A 20046-nucleotide genomic window follows, 5' to 3' on the forward strand; every position below is an offset into this window, starting at 1 on the left:
GTTTGAGTGAGGGGAGCCACAATATGGAGTGGACGGAAGAGGCAATTGCGAAATTGCGGAGCTTATGGGCCGAAGGGCTTTCAACCGCGGAAATTGGCCGCAGATTGAATATTTCAAAAAATGCCGTGGTCGGGAAGGCGCATCGTCTGAATCTGCCGCCGCGCCCCTCGCCCATTCGCCGCCATGAGGGCGAGGCGGCGATCGCCCGCCCGGTGGTGCCCAAGCGGGTGCAGGGGGCAACGCTGCCGCCGCTTTCGGCTTCGATGTCGGTGCCGATGCCGGCGCTGCGGGCGATGATCCCGGCGGTGAAGTTCAGCCAGCGCGCAACACCTTGTTGCTGGCCGATTGGCGAGCCGGGCAAACCCAGCTTCCACTTCTGCAATGCCTCCGCGGTGACGGGCAAGCCGTATTGCGAAGAGCATGCCGCGATCGCCTATGTGCGGGTGCGCGACCGCCGCGAGGACGCCGCCTGATTTTGTTTGTTTTGGCGGGCAAATTTATCCGATCAGATGCTTCCATCTGATCGGATGTTGCTAAAACGGGTGAGTGACAAAACGCCGGGTTGTTAGTGACCGCAACTTTTAGATGTTGCCGGCGCGAACAGTCCGGTTTTTTCTGGCGGTTTGAAACCTCCTGCTGCGATGCAGCACATGTTCCAATTGATAAATTAAGATCAATGCGCGTAATCTCAGCCTTGCCGGCGGACGTGACCGGCATAATGAGGCACGCCCGGTAGCGATCCGGTATAAGGAAGGTGTCGGTATGGAAACAATTCATGGTGACAATGCGGGGCAGGAAGCCGCCCTCACGGGCGTTGTCAAATGGTTCAATCCTGGAAAAGGCTATGGGTTCATTGCGCCGGATACCGGCGGAAATGACATTTTTGTCCATATCAGTGCGGTGCAGCATGCCGGTTTGCGCAAATTGAACGAAGGTGAGCGCGTGCGCTTCGCATTGCAGCAGCGCGAAGGGCGGGTAGCCGCCGTGGGGATCGAAAAACTGCATTAGAGCGCGGTCGTTTGAGGTTCGCTCGCCTGAGCGGACCGAAAACGTGAATCGCCATTTGAGAATTTCAAAGCATGATCGCATTTAACGTGGTCATGCGTTCGTGTGGCCGAAATTTGCCGGGGGGCCACGCAACTGCCCTTGGTTGCCCGTACCTGATATAACGGACCTGATATAACGGATCAGGGAAGATGGAGTCGGGCATGGCACGGGAATTGGCGGGGCTGGCGGCGGACGGCGATATGGCGTTGCCGCTTTATGGGGTGCGTCCGGGCGGTGTCGCGGCGCTTCTGGCTGAACTGCCGCCGGAGGAGGCGGCAATGCTGCGTTTCCAGAATTTTGCCGGACAGGCGGGCGTTGCAACGCTGCTGCCTGGTCCTGCCGGAGCGCCGCGGGCGGCGTTGCTGGGTCTGGGCGGTGAGCCGGCCGTGCATGGCTTTGGCGCGGCGGCGGGGGCCTTGCCGGCCGGGAGTGTGTGGCGGATCGCCGCCGGGGAGTATTCTCCAGAGGATGCGGCGTTGGGCTTTCTGCTTGGCGCCTACAGGTTCGAGCATTTAAAAACAAAGACGCAAAAAAAACTGGCCCAGCTTGAGCCCTCCCAGGTGCCGGAGCGGGTGCGCGTGGTTGCGCAGGCTGTCTGCACGGCGCGGGACCTGATTAACACACCAGCCAACCTGCTGGGGCCGGCTGAGCTGGCGCGCGCGGTGCTGGAGGTTGGCGCGCGGTTTGGCGCGCGGGCCGCGCATGTGCATGGCGGGGAGGTGGCGGCGCGCTATCCGGCGCTGGCGGCGGTGGGGGCGGGCTCAGAGCGTGGCCCTGAGGTTGTGGTGCTTGCATGGCAAGGTTCCAACACGGACGCACATGCGCCGCTGCTCTCGCTTTGCGGCAAGGGTGTGTGTTTCGACACCGGCGGCTACGATCTGAAGCCGGGCGCCGCGATGCTGCGCATGAAAAAAGATATGGGCGGAGCTGCAATATTGTTGGGGCTTGCGCAGGCGGTGATGGCGCTTGATTTACCGTTACGGTTGCAATTGCGCATTGGTTGCGTGGAGAACAGCATTTCGGGCCACGCCATGCGGCCTTCCGACGTGTTACAGACTGTTGCTGGTTTAAGCGTGGAAGTTGGCAACACCGATGCGGAAGGCCGGCTTGTGCTGTGCGATTTGCTCGCGGAGGCCGCGCGTGAATCACCGGATTGGCTGATAGATGCGGCAACGTTGACGGGTGCTGCGCGTGTGGCGCTGGGGCCGGATTTGCCTGCGTTGTTCTGTAACGACGATCGGCTGGCGGAGACAATTTTGGCGGCGGGGCGGTTGGTTCATGATCCGCTCTGGCGTTTGCCGTTGTTCGATGGATATGCCGCATGGCTGGACAGCCCGGTTGCCGATCTCAACACCGTCTCCGCCAAGCCCATGGCTGGTGCGATAGTTGCGGCCTTGTTCCTGCGGCATTTTGTTCCGGCTGGTGTCGCCTGGGCGCATGTGGATGTATACGGGTGGAATGATTCCACACGCCCTGGCAGGCCGGAAGGCGGCGAGGCGCAGACGTTGCGGGCTTTGCTCTCGGCGGTTGAGTCGCTCAAGGCGTGAGCGCGCAAGGGCGCTGATACCCGGGCCATTTTTTGAGGGCGAAGCACGTCTTCGGCCCTCTCGCCAGCGCAAGCCTCAAACGATCGTGCCTCTGCTTTGAAGCTTGTGGTTTATCCAGGCGCATGCGGATGCAACCGGTTACTATCGCGAGATGATTAAATCTGCGCAACTTTTAATGATGATGAAATGTTTTTGTTTTTTAACAGCTTGAATTTTGCAGCTATAATGCGTATTTCCGGTGCTCCTTGTTTCATTGCGTGAAGCTTTCGCCGTTTGGTTTCGGTTTGCTCAGCGAGGGAACGGGAGATGTGGTTTCTAACTTGTTAATCGTCTGCCGTGGTGACTTGGATTATGTTTTGATAGTCAACCGGATGGATATAAGCCACGGCTAAAAATAAAAATGGCTTTCATGCTTTTGGTTAAGGATCTCAGTTTATGGCGGCGCAACTCTCTTCTGACCAACTTGTTGGTATTCTGCGTGACACAATCGTCTCTCTGGTGCGGCGCGAGGGCGTTGACCTTTCGGCCCGGCAGTTGGGTGTATTTCTGACCTGTTACCTGAACGAGGGCGGGCATACCGTGCGCGGGTTGGCACAGGATCTGAATGTCTCCAAGCCTGCGATTACCCGCGCGCTGGACCGCTTGACCGAGTTGGATTTTGTCCGCCGCAAGGTGGACCCCTCCGATCGCCGGAGCGTGCTGGTGCAGCGCACGGTGAAGGGCGCGGCGTTTTTGCGTGAAACGCGGCATATTATGACCGATGCCCTTGCCGCGAATAAGACCGAAGCCGCGAGCCGCCGTAGCGCGAGCTAAGGCTGTGGCTTTGAGATGCTGTCGCGTTGTTTTGGCAGCGCTGTTGGGGCTTTTTGTTTTGGAGTCTGCGCCGGCGATGGCGCAGACGCATCCGTTCGTGTTGAGTCCCGCCGATCAGGCGTTGGTGACGCAGGTCGAGACTTATTTGAACCAACAAACCGGGCTGACCGCCAATTTCCTGCAGGTGGCGGCGGATGGGTCGACGCGGACAGGCAAAGCCTGGCTGGAGCGGCCGGGGAAGATGCGCTTTGAATACGACCCGCCGGACAAGCAGTTGCTCGTCGCGGGGTTTGGGCTGCTGGTGTATTATGATCCAGATTTGGACCAGACGACGAATATTCCGCTGGGCAGCACACCGCTCGGAATTTTGCTGGCAAAGCATGTGAATTTGAATTCGGCCGGCGTGGTGGTGACAAATATCCAGAGGCAGCCTGGCGAAGATGACATTACACTGGTGCGCAAGGATAAAGCCGCGGCGGGGAGCCTGACGCTGGTGTTCGGCACTGATCCGCTGGAATTGCGGCAATGGGTGGTGGTGGATGCGCAGGGGCGCCAGACCCGGGTGAGCCTTTATGATATCGTGCCCGGCGGCCCATATCCTGACTCGCTGTTTCAATATAACACCGGCACGTCCCCGATACAGTCGGGCGGTTAAGGTTACATGAAGATCACGATTGCGACCTGGAACATCAATTCATTGCGGCTGCGCCAGGGGTTGTTGCATAAGCTTATGGCCGGGCTCGCGCCCGATGTGATTTGTCTGCAGGAAACCAAGGTGCCGGACGAGCTGTTTCCCGAGGCCATCGCCGGGGAAATTGGTTTTGCGCATGTGCTCAAGCGCGGCATGAAGGGTTATAACGGCGTTGCGATATTGTCGCGGCTGCCGCTGGTGCTGGCGGAGAACACACCTGATTGGTGCGCGAAGAATGATTGCCGGCATATTTCCGCGCGGCTGGAGACAGGCGGCTTGCCGCTGACATTGCATAATTTTTATGTGCCGGCGGGTGGCGATATCGCGGACCGGGAGCAGAATGTGAAATTCGGCCATAAGCTGGATTTCATTGCGGAGGCGCGGGCGCATTTTGCCGCCTATCCGCCAGGGCGCAGCGTGCTGGTGGGGGATTTGAACATCGCGCCGCTGGAGAACGATGTTTGGAACCACAAGCAGTTGCTCGGCATCGTCAGCCACACGCCGGTGGAGACGCAGGGGCTGAACGCCTGGATGGCGGAGGGCTTTGTGGATGCGCTGCGCCATTTCGTGCCGCCGGAGCAGAAACTCTACACTTGGTGGTCATACCGCAACCGCGACTGGGAGGCCTCCAACCGCGGGCGGCGGCTGGACCATGTGTGGGTGAGCCGTGACCTGGAAGCGGGGCTGGTTGGCTGCGAGATTTTGCGGGAGGCGCGCAACTGGGAGCAACCTTCAGACCATGTGCCGGTGAGCGTGACCCTCAAGCTGGATTGAGGCTCAGGGCGTGCGGATTTCCCAGCCGTTTTCGGTGGGCTCGCAATGGAGCGGCACGGCGTTGGGGGTTAACCCTTCCTTTGTCAGCCCCATGAGGTCGCGCAGGGCGCGGAAAATGCCGCCATGGGCGACGACGAGCACCGGGCCGGGCTGGGCGAGCACGCGGCGCATGGCGATGCGCGCGCGGATGGTGACCTCGGCGAAGGTTTCAGCGCCTTCGGGGGTGAAGCGGCCTTCCATCCATTCCGGGAACCAGGGCTGGAGGGGTTTGCCTTCCATGCCGCCGAAAACCACCTCGCGCAGACCAGCCTCGAAGCTGACCGGCAGGTTGAGGAATTCGTTGATGATGGCGGTGGTCTCGCGCGTGCGCACCATGGGCGAGGAGATGATGGCGGTGATGCCCTGGCCGGCGAGCAGCGGCCCGGCGGCCTGCGCCTGCGCGCGGCCGGTGGCGTTCAGCGAGATGTCCAGCGCGCCTTGGGAGAGTCCGGCGGCGTTATAGTCTGTCTCGCCATGGCGGAGGAACCAGAACGGGACGGATGGCAGGGACATTTACGCCAGGCCTTCGGCGGCCAAGGATTGTTGCACGCTGGGGCGGGCGAGCATGCGATCAAGATGTGCCTCGAAACATGCGGGCATTTGCATTTTTGCGCGCGTGCGGGCCCAGAATTCCAGGTAGAACAGCGCGCAATCGGCAATGGAGAAATCGCCGAATAGATACGGCTTGGTGCCGAGCGCCGGTTCAAGGTTGGCGAAACCCTGGACGGCGATCTCGCGCCCGGTCTGTTTGATCTTGTCAGTGTCGCCCGGGGTGGTGCTGAAGGCATCGGCGCGAAACATGCGGGTGAAGCCGCGCATGTGGACGGTGGCGACCATGAAATCGAGCAATTCCAGGGTGCGGACTTCACCTTCGAGATCGTTGGGGAGGAGATGCATCTCGGGGTTGGTGAGTGCCAGATAAAACGCGATGGCGGGGAATTCGGTGAGGATGCTGCCGTCGTCGCGTTGCAGCACCGGCACCTTGGCTTTTGGATTGATGGCAAGGAATTCTGGCGTGTGATGCGCGCCTTTGTGCAGTTCGGTTCTGACCAGTTCGAAGGGTTTGCCGATTTCGCGCAGCAGGACGTGGATGCCGAGTGAACAGGCGCCGGGTGAGTAGAAGAGTTTCATGAGACGCCTCGCGATATGGGTGCGGCTGGCTAGTCGAACAATGAGCTGACCGAACTTTCGGTCGAGATGCGGCGCATGGCCTCGGCCAGCAGCGGGGCGATAGAGAGCTGGCGCACGTTATGCGCCAGGCGCACGGCCTCGGTGGCGGCGATGGAGTCGGTGATGGTCAGCATCTCGATCTTGGAGGCGGCAATGCGCGCGACGGCGCCGCCGGAGAGCACGCCGTGGCTGACATAGACGCTGACGGAACGCGCGCCCTCGTTGATCAACGCTTCAGCGGCGTTGCAGAGCGTGCCGCCGGAATCCACGATGTCGTCGATGATGATGCAGTCGCGTCCTTCCACCTCGCCGATGATGTTCATCACCTCGGAGACGCCGGCGCGCTCGCGGCGCTTGTCGATGATCGCGAGATCGGTGTTGAGGCGCCGGGCGATGATGCGCGCGCGCAGCACGCCGCCGACATCGGGCGAGACGATCATAGGGTCGCGCCCGGCGAAGCGCTCGGTGATGTCAGCCGAGAACAGCGGGGCGGCGGGGAGGTTATCCACCGGAATGTCAAAAAAGCCTTGGATCTGGCCTGCATGGAGGTCCATGGTGAGGACGCGGTTGGCGCCGGACTCGGTGATGAGGTTGGCGACCAGCTTGGCGGAGATGGGTGTGCGCGGGCCTGATTTACGGTCCTGCCGTGCGTAGCCGAAATAGGGGATGACCGGGGTGATGCGCCGGGCCGAACCGCGGCGCAGGGCGTCGCAGGTGATCAGCAGTTCCATCAGATTGTCGTTGGTCGGATACGAGGTGGACTGGATGACGAACACGTCCTCCCCGCGCACGTTTTCATGGATTTCGACGAAAACCTCCATATCGGCGAAGCGGCGGATGGAGGCTTTGGCGAGCGGGATGTTCAGACCGGCGGCGACAGCTTCGGCCAGCGGGCGGTTGCTGTTGCAGGCAACAATTTTCATGAAATTTCTTTCCGGTCTGGCTAAAAGTAAACTCGGGCGCGGTTTAGCAACGGGGGGCGGCAATGTCCATTAACTGGAGAGCTCGCGTGACCGTTCCGTGGCAGCCTGAATCGCTTTTGCGAAAGTTTCCGGCCAGGCGTCATCCGCGCGCAACACCGCCAGGGCGCGCTCGGTGGTGCCGCCGGGCGAGGTGACGGCGATGCGCAGGGCGGCGGCGTCCTCATCGCTGGCGGCGAGCAGAGCCGCGGAGCCGATGAGGGTCTGGCGGGCCATCTGGCGGGCGAGCGCGGGGGGCAGGCCCTGGTCCAGCCCGGCCTGTTCCATCAACTCGGCGAGCAGGAACACATAGGCGGGGCCGCCGCCGGAAATGGCGGTCACGGGGTCGAGCATGGCCTCGCTCTCGACCCAGGAGATCAGCCCGGTGGCGGCCAGAAGCTCATCGGCCAGGGTTTTTTGCGCGGGGGTGACATGGCTGCCCGCCACCGCGACGGTGATGCCCTGGCGCACGGCGGCGGGGGTGTTGGGCATGGCGCGCACCACGGCGGCCTTGACCCCCAGCATCGCGGCGATGGCGTTGAGGGTTTTACCGGCCATGATGGAGATGAACACCGCGTGGCCGCCAAAGCGGGCATAGGCGGGCAGGGCCTGCGCGGCCATTTGCGGCTTTACCGCGAGGATGACGGCGCCGGGGGCGAAGCCATGCGGAATATCGGCCGCTGATGCGACCACGGTGACATTCGGCCCGGCCAGCGCGGCGGCGGCGGGTGAGGGGTCAACGACGAGCACGGATGAAAGTCCGCGCTCGCGCCAGCCAGCCAATAATGCGGAGCCCATGCGGCCGCCGCCGACGAGGAGAAGCGAGGGAAGGGTGTTGCTCATGCGCGGCGGGGTATCACGCCTCGCCGGCACATTCCAGCATGGCGGCTTCCAGCGCATCGCTGGGGGATTTGCCGCCCCAGAGGGTGAACTGGAAGGCGGGGAAGAAACGCTCGCATTCGGTGATGGCGATGTCCACCAGGTCCTCGATGGATTCGGCCGAGGCGCTGGGGGTGCCGCGCAGCAGCACCGAATGGCGGTAGATCGGCATGCCGGTGTCTTCGTCCATGCCGAAATGGCCGATCCACAGGCGCTCATTGGCCTTGGCCAGCAGCTCGTAGAGGGCGCCGCGGCGTTTGGGCGGTGATTTCAGCTCGAAGGCGCAGGAGAAATGCATGACGGAAATTTCGTCCGACCAGCAGAAATACAGGCCGTAGTCGCACCATTTGCCGGGGGCTTCGGCGGCCATGTCAGAGTCTGAACGGCGGTCAAAAGCCCAGTCATTGGCCGAGATCACCTGCTCGACCAGGTCGAGCGGGTTGGCGACCGAGGGATTGTCGAAGGAAAGAGCGAGGCTCGGCATGGGAGTCTCCTGATCCAGGGATGGTCCAAACGGGTGGAGACAACTCTAGCGCTAGTGCCATGAGTGTTTCTTCACCACGACTCCTAGTCTACCGGGTTTTTATGGCGCGCTGCAATGAAGGAATTTTGCGAAGGGTGACGGCTTGCCAGTTTTGCCCGGGGCGATGATAGAGGCGCGGATTGTTGCCGCGCGGTTTGGCGCGGGCGCGAGATTGAGGATTGGTTGATGAGTTACGCGGTGAAGGAGATATTCCTTACCTTGCAGGGAGAGGGCTTGCAGGCCGGAAGGGCGGCGGTGTTCTGCCGTTTCGCGGGCTGTAACCTGTGGTCCGGCCGCGAGGAGGACCGCGCCGCGGCGGTTTGCACGTTTTGCGACACTGACTTCATCGGCACGGACGGGCCGGGGGGTGGCAGGTTTGGCGATGCGCAGGCTCTGGCCGGGGCGATTGAGGCGGCCTGGCGCGGCGGGGGGGCGGAGCGGCTGGTGGTGTTGACCGGCGGGGAGCCGTTTTTGCAGGTTGATGCCGCGTTGACCGCGGCGCTGCATGCGCGGGGTTTTCGCATTGCCGCCGAGAGCAACGGCACGCTGGCGCCGCCCGAGGGGATCGACTGGCTCTGCATCAGCCCGAAAGCCGGGGCGCCGCTCGCGGTGAGCGGGGGCGACGAGCTGAAACTGGTGTTTCCGCAGGAGCAGGCGCCGCCCGCCCGGTTTGAGGCGCTGGATTTCACGCATTTTTTGCTGCAGCCGATGGATGGGCCGGAGCGCGACGCCAATACAAGGGCGGCCATCGCCTTCTGCCTCGCCCATCCGCGCTGGCGGCTCTCGCTGCAAACACATAAATATCTGGGTATTCCGTGATGCATGAACTGAGCAAACAATTCCGTTTTGAGGCGGCGCACACCTTGCAGCGGCGCATCGATGCCGAGCCGAGCCGGCGGATCCATGGGCATTCGTACCGCGCCGAGGTGGTGCTGCGCGGCGTGCCGGACGCTGGTAGCGGGATGCTGATCGATCTGGGGCATTTTGCCCAGTGCATCGGCGAGGTGCGCGAGGCGCTGGATCACCGGTTTTTGGATGACATCACTGATTTGGGCCCGGCGACGCTGGAGAATCTCTCAAGCTGGATATGGCGCAGGCTGGCCGGGGCATGTCCGGGGCTGGTGCGGGTGAGCGTGTATCGCGACAGCGAGGGCGACACCTGCAGTTATTTCGGGCCGGGGTAGGCGGGCTAATAAATCCGGCACAACAAAGGCCCCGGTGGCGAACCGCCGGGGCCTTTGTGTTTTAGACGATCACCGGAAATCAGGCGCGGCGCAGGGCCGGGCCGTTGTAGCGGGCGGTGAGGCCCAGCTCGTCCTCGATGCGCATGAGCTGGTTATACTTCGCCGTGCGGTCAGAGCGGGCGAGCGAGCCGGTTTTGATCTGGCCGCAGTTGGTGGCGACGGCAAGGTCGGCGATGGTGGAATCCTCGGTCTCGCCCGAGCGGTGCGACATCACGGCGGTGTAGCCGGCGCGATGCGCGATCTCCACGGCTTCCAGCGTTTCGGTCAGCGTGCCGATCTGGTTGACCTTCACCAGGATGGAGTTGGCGGTGCCGGCGGCGATGCCGCGGCGCAGGCGGGTTGGGTTGGTGACAAAGAGATCATCGCCGACCAACTGCACGGTGGCGCCAAGGCGCTCGGTGAGGAGTTTCCAGCCGTCCCAGTCGTCCTCGGAGCAGGCGTCCTCAATGCTGGTGATGGGGAAGCGCGAGCAGAGCCCGGCCAGGTAGTCAATGAAACCGGCGGCGTCGTATTTTTTGCCCTCGCCGTGCAGGTTGTAGATGCCGTCCTTATAAAACTCGGTCGCGGCGCAATCCATGGCGAAGGTGATGTCCTCGCCGGGGCGGTAGCCGGCGCGCTCAACCGCCTTGGCGATGAAACTGAGCGCCTCGTCGGCTGATTTCAGGTTGGGGGCGAAGCCGCCCTCGTCACCCACGTTGGTGTTATGGCCAGCCTCGGCGAGGGATTTTTTCAGCGCGTGGAAGACCTCGGAGCCCATGCGCACCGCCTCGGCGATGGAGGAGGCGCCGACCGGCTGGATCATGAATTCCTGGATGTCGATGGGGTTGTCGGCATGCTGGCCGCCGTTGACGATGTTCATCATCGGCACCGGCAGGGTGCGGGCCGAGACGCCGCCGATGTAGCGGTAGAGCGGCATGCCGTTATCGGACGCGGCGGCTTTTGCCAGCGCGAGCGAGACACCGAGGATGGCGTTGGCGCCCAGGCGCGATTTGTTGGGGGTGCCGTCCAGGTCGATCATGATATTGTCGATGGCGACCTGTTCCTCGGCGTCCATCCCGCCGATGGCGTCGAGGATTTCAGTCTCGACCGCGGTGATGGCCTTGGTGACGCCCTTGCCGCCGTAGCGCGATTTGTCGCCGTCGCGCAGCTCCACCGCCTCATGCGCGCCGGTGGAGGCGCCGGAGGGAACGGCGGCGCGGCCGAAGGCGCCGGATTCCAGAAGCACATCAACTTCGACGGTCGGGTTGCCCCGGCTGTCCAGGATTTCGCGGGCGACGATATCGGCAATGGCGGTCATGTTGGCATCCTCCGGTTGATGGGCGCGTTGTGCGGGCGGGGTAGACCAGCGGACGCGGACAGGCAAGGTTTTAGCGTAAATTACCAAGTGTGATGAGGCTAAATGACCTTCCCCACTTCACGCCGTGTTTCAATCTGGTAATAGACGCCCATATGTATGGGCGCGTCCACTCAAGGGGGTGGGCTAAAAGCCAAACCAGGGTTTTCGGACAATGAAGCTTATCAATGCCATCCGCATGGGCGGAACTGAAATTCTGCCCCTCGTGGAGGGCGGCAAGGGAGTTGCTGTCTCCAACGGCGTGACCGCCGGCCATTGGGCCGCGGGCGGCGGGGCGGGGACGTTCTCGGCGGTTAATCCTGACAAATATGATGCGGACGGGCATGTGATCTCGCCGGTTTATCACGGCAAGACCCGGCGTGACCGCCATGAGGAGCTGATTGCCTACGCCATCGAGGGCGGCGTTGCCCAGGCCGAGCGGGCGTATGAGATATCCGGCGGCAAAGGCCGCATCCACGCCAATATCCTGTGGGAGATGGGCGGCGCGGAGCGGGTTATCACCGGTATCCTCGAGCGCACCAAGGGCATTGTGAACGGCATCACCTGCGGCGCGGGAATGCCTTACCGGCTCTCCGACATCGCGGCCAAATTCAACGTGCATTATTACCCGATCGTCTCTTCCGGGCGCGCGTTTTCGGCGCTGTGGAAGCGGGCCTATTCCAAGGCCGCGAATCTGCTTGGCGGCGTGGTGTATGAAGACCCCTGGCTGGCCGGGGGGCATAACGGGCTTTCCAACAGCGAAGACCCGCAGAAGCCCGAGCCGCCGTTTCCGCGCGTGCTGGCGCTGCGCAAGATCATGCGCGAGTTCGGCCTGGGGGAAACCCCGATTATCATGGCGGGCGGTGTGTGGGCGCTGGAGGAATGGGAAGACTGGATCGATAACCCCGAGCTCGGGCCGATCGCCTTTCAGTTCGGCAGCCGCCCGCTGCTGACCAAGGAAAGCCCGATTCCGGCGAGCTGGAAGGAGCGCCTGCGCACCCTGAAGCCGGGCGATGTGTTCCTCAACAAATTCTCCCCCACCGGGTTTTATTCATCCGCCGTGAACAACAGCTTCATTCAGGAGCTGCGCGGCCGCAACGAGCGCCAGGTGGCCTATTCACCCGAGCCGGTTGGCGAGCATGTGGTGGAATATGGCGTCGGCGCGCGCAAGCGCTCTGTGTATCTCACGGCGCCTGATTATGCGCGGGTGAAGGGCTGGGAAGACGCTGGTTATGTGGATGCGCTGCGCACCCCCGATTCCACGCTGATCTTCGTGACCCCGGACAAGGCCGAGGAGATCCATACCGACCAGGTGAACTGCATGGGCTGCCTGAGCCAGTGCCGGTTCTCCAACTGGAGCCAGGAGCCGCCGGAATATGACAACGGCAAAAAGGCCGATCCGCGCAGTTTCTGCATCCAGAAGACCTTGCAGGATATTGCCCATGCCGCGCCGGATGATCTGGACGCGCTGGACCATAACCTGATGTTCGCCGGGCATAATGCCTGCCGCTTTGGCACCGATCCGTTCTATTCCAACGGGTTCATCCCGACGGTGCGCGAGCTGGTGGACCGGATTCTGACCGGGAAATAACCGGTCAGCCGGGTTTGGGCAGGTAGCGCCCGGCCGCGAGAAAGCCGGCGCCGGTGCCCGCGAACAGCAGGGCGAGACCGGCGATGTTCAGGCAGGCCCTGGGGTAGCCGAGCGTTGCGGCGTCGAGAAACGGGTAAGGGTAGTAGCCGCTAAGCGCGCCGTGCAGCAGGGTGTAGGCCGCGTAGACCAGCGGGCAGATGAGCCAGTAGGGGATCTGGCGGAAGCGTAGCGCTCCCTTGGGCACGAAGAGCGCCCAATCCAGCACATAAAGCGGCGGGTTGATGTCGTGCAGCTGGAAGTTCACCAACCAGTCCAGCCCGGTGAGGTGGTAGAGTTTGCGCAACAGAAAATAATACACCACCGCGATTACGAGGATATAGACCCCGATGGCCGTGCGCACGCCGGGGCGGAGGAAAAACGCGGGCCGGGCGGCGGCTGGCAGCAGGGGCGCGGTGAAGGCCAGGGCCACGAGAAGATTGCCCCAGATGGTGAAGAAGCCGAAATAGGTGATGCTGCCGGGGAGCAGGCCCGCGTGCGAGGTGGTGAGCCAGTATTGGGTGAGCAGCGCGGACCAGCCGGAGGACGCGCCCGCAACGCGGTATAGGTTCATGTCACCCCTCTCCTGTTTTATGCCGGTGGTATAAGGCGGCGGCGCGGCGGCGCATAACGAATCCTTGGGCAGAATCGGCAGACTCGGTTAAAGGAGGATTCGAAACCCGAGTCGGAGAGTTGCCCATGGCCAGCGTGTCTGCCCAATCGCGTCCTTATGTTATCGTGCTGGGCAATGAGAAGGGCGGCTCGGGCAAATCCACCACCTCCATTCATATCATCGTCTCGCTGCTGCGCGATGGCTACAGCGTGGGGGCCATGGACCTTGACGCGCGCCAGGGCACGCTGGCCGGCACGCTGGCGGCGCGCAAGCATTTCGTGGAAAGCAAGGGGATTTCGCTGCCGCTGCCGGAGTTCCGCTCCGTGCACCGCGCGATTTTGGACAACCGGCTGGAGGCCGAGGCCGAGGAACGCACGCGGTTTGATACGGCGTTGGGCGAGTTCGAGGGCTTGGACGTGGTGGTGATCGATTGCCCGGGGGCGGATACATATCTCTCGCGCTACGGGCATAGCCACGCGGATACGCTGATCACCCCGATCAACGATAGTTTTGTCGATTTCTCGATGCTGGCGAAGGTGGACCCGGATAACCACGATATTGTGAACCCGAGCATCTACTCGGAAATGGTGTGGGAGGCGCGCAAGAACCGCTTCTCGCGTGACCGCGGCAAGATCGACTGGATGGTGATGCGCAACCGGCTGGCGGCCTCCGAGGCGCGCAACAAGCGCGATGTGGGCGAGACGCTGGAGCTGCTGGCCAAGCGGATCGGCTTTCGCACGCTGAAAGGCTTTGGCGAGCGGGTGATCTTTCGCGAGCTTTATTTGCAGGGGCTGACGCTGATGGATGTGCGCGAGGCGAATATCGGCATCGCGCTGGGATTGTCGCATATCGCCGCCCGTACCGAGGTGCGCGCGCTGATCAGCGCCATCAAGCTGCCGCCGGCGAAAATGTCGCTGGTGGCATGATCGCAATTTAGGACTCACGTTCCGGCGCCGCCCGCATTATATGGCGGGAAAATGCTGGAGTGTGTGATGGGGCGCGTGTTTCTGGCCGGGGCTGGTCCCGGAGACCCGGAATTGCTGACATTGAAGGCCGCGCGCGTGATCGCGGCGGCTGATGTGCTGCTGTATGACAGCCTGGTGGACCCGCGCGTGGTGGCGATGGCCAGGGCGGATGCGCGCCTCATCGATGTTGGCAAGCGCTGCGGCAAGCATTCGGCCAGCCAGAAGGAGATTTGCCGGCTGTTGGTGGCGCAGGCGCGCACCGGCAAGCTGGTGGTGCGGCTGAAAGGCGGCGACCCGATGGTTTTTGGCCGGGCCACCGAGGAGATGGAGGCGCTGCAGGCGGCGGGGATCGGCTTTGAGGTCATCCCCGGCGTTACGGCGGCGACAGCGGCGGCGGCGGCGCTGCATGTCTCGCTCACCAAGCGGGCGGTGGCGCGTTCACTGCATTTTCTGGTGGGGCATGGCGCCGAGAGCGGATTGCCGGCGCATGACTGGGTTTCCCTCACCAAATCCGGCGGCACGCTGGTGGTGTATATGGGCGGGCAGACGCTGCCCGGCCTGGCGGCGCATTTCATCGAGGCGGGGATGGCGCCTGATATGCCGGCCGTGGCGGTGGAGAGTGCGAGCCTCGAAGGGCAGCGGATTTTGCGCGGAACCATCGGCTCGTTGCCGGGGCTGGTGCTGGGGGCCAAGGCCACCGGGCCGGTGATCGTGTTGATCGGCGAGGCCATGGAGCAGTCTGACGAGCTGGACGATGTGCTGCTGCAGGTTGAGGCCGAGGGGTAGGCTTCTCTATGCCAGCCGCGCCAGCCGCACCGCCGTGTGGCCAAGGCTGACGCGCAGGCTGGGCATCACCAGCATGCAACTGTCATAGGGGGTGCGGATTTCGGTATCGCCGTCATGGGCGATCAGCGTATCGGCGGCGGGGATGATCTCGCCGCCCTGGAAGCTCCGCAGAAACACGAAACGGTTGGTGCGCGCGGTGATGGTGTGGGTGACCTGCGCGAAGGTGATGGGTGCGGGCGGCGGCGGCGGGGCCAAAAGCATGCCGGTCTGGCGCAGCAGGGCGCGCACGGTAGCGCGGGTTTGGCTCAGGGCGGCGGGTTCCCAGTGTTGGCCCGCCTCGGCCAATATGCCCGTGGCCTCGCTGAAGCGGCCGTAGTCGATAAGGCGCTTGCCGCCGGCGTGGCCGCTGTCGGCGATAACGGTGGCGGGTGTCGCCAGCTTGAGCGCAAGCTCGCGCCCCTGCGCGGTGGGGCCGCACAGCAGAACCGGGTTTGAGGGCCAGAGCATTGTGTGCAGGTCCAGCAGGATATCGGCCGTGTCGACCAGCGGGCGGATTTCGCGCGCGCGGTTAAGCTCCAAGGAGCGGCGCACGCCAAAGAGCTGCAGATCGTCCCAGACGCGGTTCATGTCCTCCTCGATATGGCGCGAGGCGAGGGGGGTTTGGGAGTTGAAACGGTCAAACGCGGCGAGGTTAGCGAAGCCGAAGGTGAGCTTGCCCCGGCGGGGGGTGAATTTCGCGCGCAGCAATTCGGCCAGAATGGCCGCACCGGCGATCTCATTGCCGTGAATGAGGCTGACCAGGACCACATGCGGGCCGGGGAGGCCGGAGTCATGCGTGGTGAATCCGGGAATGCCGGTGTTGCCCTGGCGGAAGGCGGAGATGTCAGGTGTTGCGATGTGAACCGGAAACGCCTGAAGGTCCGCCGGGCGGGCGGAATCTACTGGGGCGAAATCAGCCGGCGGCGGGCCAGGAGTCATGAAGGCAGTGTAACGCAGTTGTGACGAGGCGCAATCGCGGGGGTGCGCGGGATTGACGCCAGCGAACACACGCCGCAAAGCCGCCGCATGGTTACCGCAAGAATTTTATGCACCGATCTGGCCGGGTTACGGGCGCAGGCTCTGGGTCTGGCCGAGGCCGCCGGCATGGATGCCGATATGCGCACGCTGGAATTTCAGCCGCCCTGGGACAAGATTTCGCCCCGGTTATGGCCGAATATTCACTGGGCCGTGGGCGCTGATGCGTTTGAGCCGCCCTTGCCCGCGGTGGTGCTGGGCTGCGGCGGCGCGGGGGCGCGGGTGGCGGCGGGCCTGCGCGGGCCGGGGGTGAAGGCGGTGGCGATTCAGCATCCGCGCATGAATTTGAACAAGTTTGATCTGGTGATGGCGGCGCGGCACGACGGCATTACTGGCGCAAATGTGATCGTGACCCGCACGGCGCTGCACCGGGTGACACAGCCGCGCCTGGCGGCGGAGCTGATAAAATGGGCGCCGGTGTTTGCGCCTTATCGGCGCCCGCTGTTGGCGGTGCTGCTGGGCGGCAGCAACGGGCGCTACCGCTTTGAGGCAGCCCAGGGCCGCGAGCTGGCCGGGCACCTCGCGGCGCTGATCCGCCGTGACAGGATCGGCGTGGTGATAACACCCTCGCGCCGGACCGCGCCGGAGATTGTCAAAATTTTGCGCGAGACGCTGGAGCCGCTGGGCGGCTGGATCTGGGATGGCGCCGGGGAGAATCCGTATTTTGGCATGCTGGCCTGCGCCGATGCGATTTTGTGCACGGCGGATTCGGTCTCCATGGTCTCCGAGGCGGTAGCGACCTCCGTACCGGTGTTTTTGCTGCGGCTGCCGGGGAAATCCGCGCGGATCGGCGCGTTCATGGATAGTCTGGTGGATGCGGGGCGCGTGCACGACTTTGCCGGAAAACTGGAGCTGTGGGATACGCAGAGCCTGGATGACACGCAGATGGCGGCGCAACAGATGCGCGACCGCTTGGGATTGTAACGATGCTGGATATTGAGACCTTCGATAATCTGCGTGGCGGCAACGTGGCCTATAAGGCGCTGGCGCATCCGGTGGCGGCCGAGGGGCTGATACGGGTTGCGGCGGAGGCGGGGCGCATGGCGGTTTTTGACCCCGATGGGATCGCCGGGCCGTTGCTGGCGCTGTGCCCGGATTTTGATGTCGAGGGCGTTTATGTGCAGGACACGCTGGCGGTCGGCCAGCTGCGCGGCGGGCATGTGGCGCGCGCGCTCACGCAGCTGAGCACCGCAAAGGTGCGGAGTGTGCTGATTGCCGCGTTCGATGCCGGGCGGGTGGCGGAGCGGCTGGCGCGCTTTGCGCCGCCGGGGGCGCGGGTGCTCACGCTGGATGGCGCGAAGCTGCCGGAGGCGATGCTGACCAGCAGGGCGCGGTATCTGGACGCGGTGAATTTCGCCACCAATTTCGTGTTCTTCCGTGATGACGGGCGTTTCTCCACGCGGCTGACGACGGCGAATTACTGGGCCGGGTATGGCGCGAAGGCGGTGCGGTTTTTCTGCCGCCTCTACGGCGCGGCGGGCGAGGTGCTGGCGCAGTGGGAAGAGGCGGCGCCAGCGGGTACTGGCGGGTTTGTGCTGGATAGCGCCGCGGTGCGCGCGCGGTTTGGCCTGGGGGCGTTTACCGGGCAGCTGTTCATCCATGCGATCGGCGCGGCGGGGCATGATGTGGTGAAATATGCGCTGGATACCTACGCCTCGGACAATGGGGCGTCGCTCTCCTGCACGCATGATGCGAATGCCTGGCCATCGGAGCGCTTTGCCGGCCTGCCCGCGCCGCGCGCGGATGAGCGGGTGATATTATGGGTGCAGAACAGCCATGCCGTGGCGATCCCCGCCGGGGCGCTGGCGCTGGACCGCATGGGCGCCGAGGCGCCGGTGGCGCTTGCCGCCGAGGTTGCGCCCTTCGCGACCCTGGCGGTGGATGTGGCGGCGGTGCTGCCGGGGGTTTCCTGGCCGGCGCAGGTGGAGTTGCGCGCCGGGCGGCATGTGGTGCGTCCGCGCTACGAGGTTGAGCGCGCCGGGCGCACGCGCATCGCGCATGTGAATGTGGAGCGCGGGGATCTGCGCGGCGATGCCGGGATCAAGACGCTGCATTCAGAGCTGGGGCGCGGGTTTCTGCTACCCTTCCCCGTGCTGCCGCGCGGGCGCTTCAAAACCATCGTGCAGCCGACGCCGATGGCGGTGCATGAGCACAACATGCCGCTGCGGCTGGATGTTTTCGGCGCGGACGGCGTGAAGGCGGCTGAGCGGTTTCTGGGCGTTTTGCCGCGCCGGCATGATCTGGCGCTCGACCTCGACGATGTGTTGCGCCCCGGCGTGCTGGAGGATGGCGGACATGCCGAGCTGGTCTATGATTTTCGCGACGGCGGCGAGGCCAACGGCTGGCTGCACGCGCTGTTCCGCTTTGAGGACCGGGTGAGCGGGCACGCCGCGGAGAGCAGCTTTGGCGGGCATATTTTCAATACGATCATGACCTATAAGAACGAGCCGCAGAGCTACACCGGCAAGGCGCCGGGCCTCTCGACGCGGTTGTTTTTGAAGCTGGGGTTTGGCGGGCGGCAGAGTTTTTGCGTGCTGATCTATCCGGCATCCGGGCCGTGGCTGGATTTTTCCAGCACCACGCTGGAGCTTTATGATGCGGCGGGCGCGCTGCTGGCCAGCGCGGCGCTGCGGATCGCGTGTTCGGGTTCGGCCATTGTGTATCCGGCGAAGTATTTTTCCGGGGCCGAATTAAGCGCGGCGGGGGAGGCGGGTTATGTGCTCATCCGCGATACCACCTGCCGGCTGTTCGGGTTTCATGGGGTTGACGATGGCGCGGGCGGGTTTTCATTCGACCATATGTTCGGATTTTAGCTGAAAATCAGCGCCTCGAGCCGTTTGACCTCGATTTCGACGAAGGCCATCGGCGTGTCGGAGGCGTTCATCACGTCATGCTCGATGCCCGAGGCGCGGCTGTATGAGTCTCCGGCCTTGCGCGGGTAGTCGGTAATGTTTTTGCCGTCGTCAACGCGCATTGTTGAATCGGTCAGCATAACGATGAAATAGGGTAATCCGTGGCTGTGCCATCCGGTCACCGCGCCGGGGGCAAAATCCCAGCGTGTGATCCGAACATCGGCATCGTCGCGCTGGACGGTGGGGACCGCGGGGGTGGTGCATGCGAAGGCCATTCAGGCTCCCTCTTCTGGTTGGTAATGTTATGTTGGATAATGCGCGAATTATCCGGCGGGCGCCAATGCCGAAGCCGTGAAATGATGCAACCGGTGTTCCACCAGCGGCACCCATTGCCCGTGTTTTAACACCTCGCTGGGGCGGAATTTGGCCTTGTAGGCCATTTTTCGGCTCTCCTCGACCCAGTAGCCGAGGTAGACAAACGGCAGGCCCAGCGCCACCGCGCGGGCGGCCAGCCAGAGGATGGCGTAGGTGCCGAGCGAGCGTTCGTCCATGCCGGTTTCAAAGAAGCTGTAGACGGCGGAAAGCCCGTCGCCGAGGTGGTCGGTGAGGCAGGCGCCGAGCAAGGTGCCCTGGGGGGTGCGGAATTCGATGACCGAGGTTTCAATCGGCGTGTCCTCGACCATGGCGCGGTAGTCATAAAAACTCATGGTCGCCATGTCGCCCTCGCCGTGGCGGGCCTGCTGGTAGCGCTGGAAGAGCTGGTATTGCTCGGTGGTGGCGCGGGGCGGGATTTCCTGCACCACCAGATCGGCGTTGAGGCGGGCGATGCGTTTTTGCGTGCGGTTGGGGGTAAAGTCGCGCGCGCGGATGCGGATGGGCACGCAGGCGTTGCAGCTGGGGCAGACCGGCGCGTAGGCGATGTTGTGGCTGCGCCGGAAGCCGCCGCGCGAGAGACGGTCGTGCAGGGTTTCAGCCGAGACGCCGGCAAGCTCGGTCACCACCTTGCGCTCGGTGCGGCCCTCCACATAGGGGCAGGGCAGCGGCGCCGTGGTGTAGAAGAAATGCGGGCGGCGGGCGGGCTTGAAACTCATTATGCGTATGTTTGGGTGT

The 20046-nt window shown here is 63.6% G+C and carries 23 protein-coding genes; 13 read left to right on the forward strand and 10 right to left on the reverse strand.

Annotated features, from left to right (window positions below; genetic code table 11):
- Positions 1-23 precede the first annotated feature (23 nt).
- The 6 genes from QQJ84_RS10305 (at position 24) to QQJ84_RS10330 (ending at position 4872) form a co-directional block, all read left to right on the forward strand.
- Positions 24-473, forward strand: coding sequence for a GcrA family cell cycle regulator (locus tag QQJ84_RS10305; protein WP_284258092.1), 450 nt, complete (start codon positions 24-26; stop codon positions 471-473).
- Positions 474-762: 289 nt separating this feature from the next.
- A complete protein-coding gene (locus tag QQJ84_RS10310) occupies positions 763-1008 on the forward strand; it encodes a cold shock domain-containing protein (RefSeq protein ID WP_284258094.1) in 246 nt (81 codons plus the stop codon).
- A gap of 200 nt (positions 1009-1208) precedes the next feature.
- Positions 1209-2594 carry a leucyl aminopeptidase family protein gene (locus QQJ84_RS10315; RefSeq protein ID WP_284258095.1) on the forward strand — a complete coding sequence of 462 codons (1386 nt, stop codon included), beginning with the start codon at positions 1209-1211 and terminating at the stop codon, positions 2592-2594.
- 435 nt (positions 2595-3029) lie between these two features.
- On the forward strand, positions 3030-3407 hold the full coding sequence (locus QQJ84_RS10320; RefSeq protein WP_284258096.1) for a MarR family transcriptional regulator: 378 nt from the start codon (positions 3030-3032) through the stop codon (positions 3405-3407).
- Between the two features lie 76 nt (positions 3408-3483).
- A complete protein-coding gene (locus tag QQJ84_RS10325) occupies positions 3484-4062 on the forward strand; it encodes a LolA family protein (protein ID WP_284258097.1) in 579 nt (192 codons plus the stop codon).
- A 6-nt stretch (positions 4063-4068) separates the two neighbouring features.
- On the forward strand, positions 4069-4872 hold the full coding sequence (locus QQJ84_RS10330) for an exodeoxyribonuclease III (RefSeq protein ID WP_284258098.1): 804 nt from the start codon (positions 4069-4071) through the stop codon (positions 4870-4872).
- Positions 4873-4875: 3 nt separating this feature from the next.
- On the opposite strand, the gene QQJ84_RS10335 is transcribed toward QQJ84_RS10330, so the two are convergent.
- From QQJ84_RS10335 to QQJ84_RS10355, 5 genes are all read right to left on the reverse strand, one after another.
- A complete protein-coding gene (locus tag QQJ84_RS10335; protein WP_284258099.1) occupies positions 4876-5424 on the reverse strand; it encodes a histidine phosphatase family protein in 549 nt (182 codons plus the stop codon).
- Positions 5425-6042, reverse strand: a complete 618-nt coding sequence (locus tag QQJ84_RS10340; protein WP_284258100.1) for a glutathione S-transferase N-terminal domain-containing protein — start codon at positions 6040-6042, stop codon at positions 5425-5427.
- A 29-nt stretch (positions 6043-6071) separates the two neighbouring features.
- Complete coding sequence (locus tag QQJ84_RS10345; RefSeq protein WP_284258101.1) at positions 6072-7004, reverse strand: ribose-phosphate pyrophosphokinase; 933 nt, start codon at positions 7002-7004, stop codon at positions 6072-6074.
- A 69-nt stretch (positions 7005-7073) separates the two neighbouring features.
- A complete protein-coding gene (gene proC / locus QQJ84_RS10350; RefSeq protein WP_284258102.1) occupies positions 7074-7883 on the reverse strand; it encodes a pyrroline-5-carboxylate reductase in 810 nt (269 codons plus the stop codon).
- A gap of 13 nt (positions 7884-7896) precedes the next feature.
- On the reverse strand, positions 7897-8403 hold the full coding sequence (locus tag QQJ84_RS10355; RefSeq protein ID WP_284258103.1) for a type III secretion system chaperone family protein: 507 nt from the start codon (positions 8401-8403) through the stop codon (positions 7897-7899).
- A gap of 225 nt (positions 8404-8628) precedes the next feature.
- Here QQJ84_RS10355 and queE point away from each other — a divergent pair, with 225 nt between their 5' ends.
- Positions 8629-9261 carry a 7-carboxy-7-deazaguanine synthase gene (gene queE, locus QQJ84_RS10360; RefSeq protein ID WP_284258104.1) on the forward strand — a complete coding sequence of 211 codons (633 nt, stop codon included), beginning with the start codon at positions 8629-8631 and terminating at the stop codon, positions 9259-9261.
- Positions 9261-9626, forward strand: coding sequence for a 6-pyruvoyl trahydropterin synthase family protein (locus QQJ84_RS10365; RefSeq protein WP_284258162.1), 366 nt, complete (start codon positions 9261-9263; stop codon positions 9624-9626). Before queE ends, QQJ84_RS10365 begins: the two co-directional genes overlap by 1 nt.
- A 79-nt stretch (positions 9627-9705) precedes the next feature.
- Here the strand turns inward: QQJ84_RS10365 and eno are convergent, their stop codons facing one another.
- Complete coding sequence (gene eno, locus QQJ84_RS10370; protein ID WP_284258105.1) at positions 9706-10983, reverse strand: phosphopyruvate hydratase; 1278 nt, start codon at positions 10981-10983, stop codon at positions 9706-9708.
- Between the two features lie 211 nt (positions 10984-11194).
- Here eno and QQJ84_RS10375 point away from each other — a divergent pair, with 211 nt between their 5' ends.
- Positions 11195-12610: an NAD(P)H-dependent flavin oxidoreductase gene (locus QQJ84_RS10375; RefSeq protein ID WP_284258106.1), complete on the forward strand. Its 1416-nt coding sequence runs from the start codon at positions 11195-11197 to the stop codon at positions 12608-12610.
- Positions 12611-12614: 4 nt separating this feature from the next.
- Here QQJ84_RS10375 and QQJ84_RS10380 read toward each other — a convergent pair whose 3' ends face one another.
- Positions 12615-13220: a Pr6Pr family membrane protein gene (locus QQJ84_RS10380; RefSeq protein ID WP_284258107.1), complete on the reverse strand. Its 606-nt coding sequence runs from the start codon at positions 13218-13220 to the stop codon at positions 12615-12617.
- A gap of 125 nt (positions 13221-13345) precedes the next feature.
- Here QQJ84_RS10380 and QQJ84_RS10385 point away from each other — a divergent pair, with 125 nt between their 5' ends.
- Together QQJ84_RS10385 and cobA are read left to right on the forward strand one after the other, a co-directional pair.
- Complete coding sequence (locus QQJ84_RS10385) at positions 13346-14185, forward strand: division plane positioning ATPase MipZ (protein ID WP_284258108.1); 840 nt, start codon at positions 13346-13348, stop codon at positions 14183-14185.
- Positions 14186-14236: 51 nt separating this feature from the next.
- Complete coding sequence (gene cobA, locus QQJ84_RS10390; protein WP_284258109.1) at positions 14237-15010, forward strand: uroporphyrinogen-III C-methyltransferase; 774 nt, start codon at positions 14237-14239, stop codon at positions 15008-15010.
- Between the two features lie 6 nt (positions 15011-15016).
- On the opposite strand, the gene QQJ84_RS10395 is transcribed toward cobA, so the two are convergent.
- Positions 15017-16057: a M14 family metallopeptidase gene (locus tag QQJ84_RS10395; RefSeq protein ID WP_348522680.1), complete on the reverse strand. Its 1041-nt coding sequence runs from the start codon at positions 16055-16057 to the stop codon at positions 15017-15019.
- A gap of 18 nt (positions 16058-16075) precedes the next feature.
- Between QQJ84_RS10395 and QQJ84_RS10400 the strand changes: the two genes are divergently transcribed.
- Entirely contained in the window at positions 16076-17008 is a 933-nt protein-coding gene (locus tag QQJ84_RS10400) for a mitochondrial fission ELM1 family protein (protein WP_284258111.1), read from the forward strand.
- A gap of 2 nt (positions 17009-17010) precedes the next feature.
- Positions 17011-18897 (forward strand): hypothetical protein, encoded by a 1887-nt coding sequence (locus tag QQJ84_RS10405; protein WP_284258112.1) that lies wholly within the window; start codon positions 17011-17013, stop codon positions 18895-18897.
- Here QQJ84_RS10405 and QQJ84_RS10410 read toward each other — a convergent pair.
- Both QQJ84_RS10410 and QQJ84_RS10415 read right to left on the reverse strand, forming a co-directional pair.
- A complete protein-coding gene (locus QQJ84_RS10410) occupies positions 18894-19211 on the reverse strand; it encodes a cupin domain-containing protein (RefSeq protein ID WP_284258113.1) in 318 nt (105 codons plus the stop codon). The genes QQJ84_RS10405 and QQJ84_RS10410 overlap by 4 nt on opposite strands.
- 48 nt (positions 19212-19259) lie before the next feature.
- Positions 19260-20027 (reverse strand): arginyltransferase, encoded by a 768-nt coding sequence (locus tag QQJ84_RS10415; RefSeq protein ID WP_284258114.1) that lies wholly within the window; start codon positions 20025-20027, stop codon positions 19260-19262.
- Positions 20028-20046: the final 19 nt, after the last annotated feature.

It is taken from the genome of Acidocella aquatica, from assembly GCF_030160635.1.
Lineage (GTDB): Bacteria > Pseudomonadota > Alphaproteobacteria > Acetobacterales > Acetobacteraceae > Acidocella > Acidocella aquatica.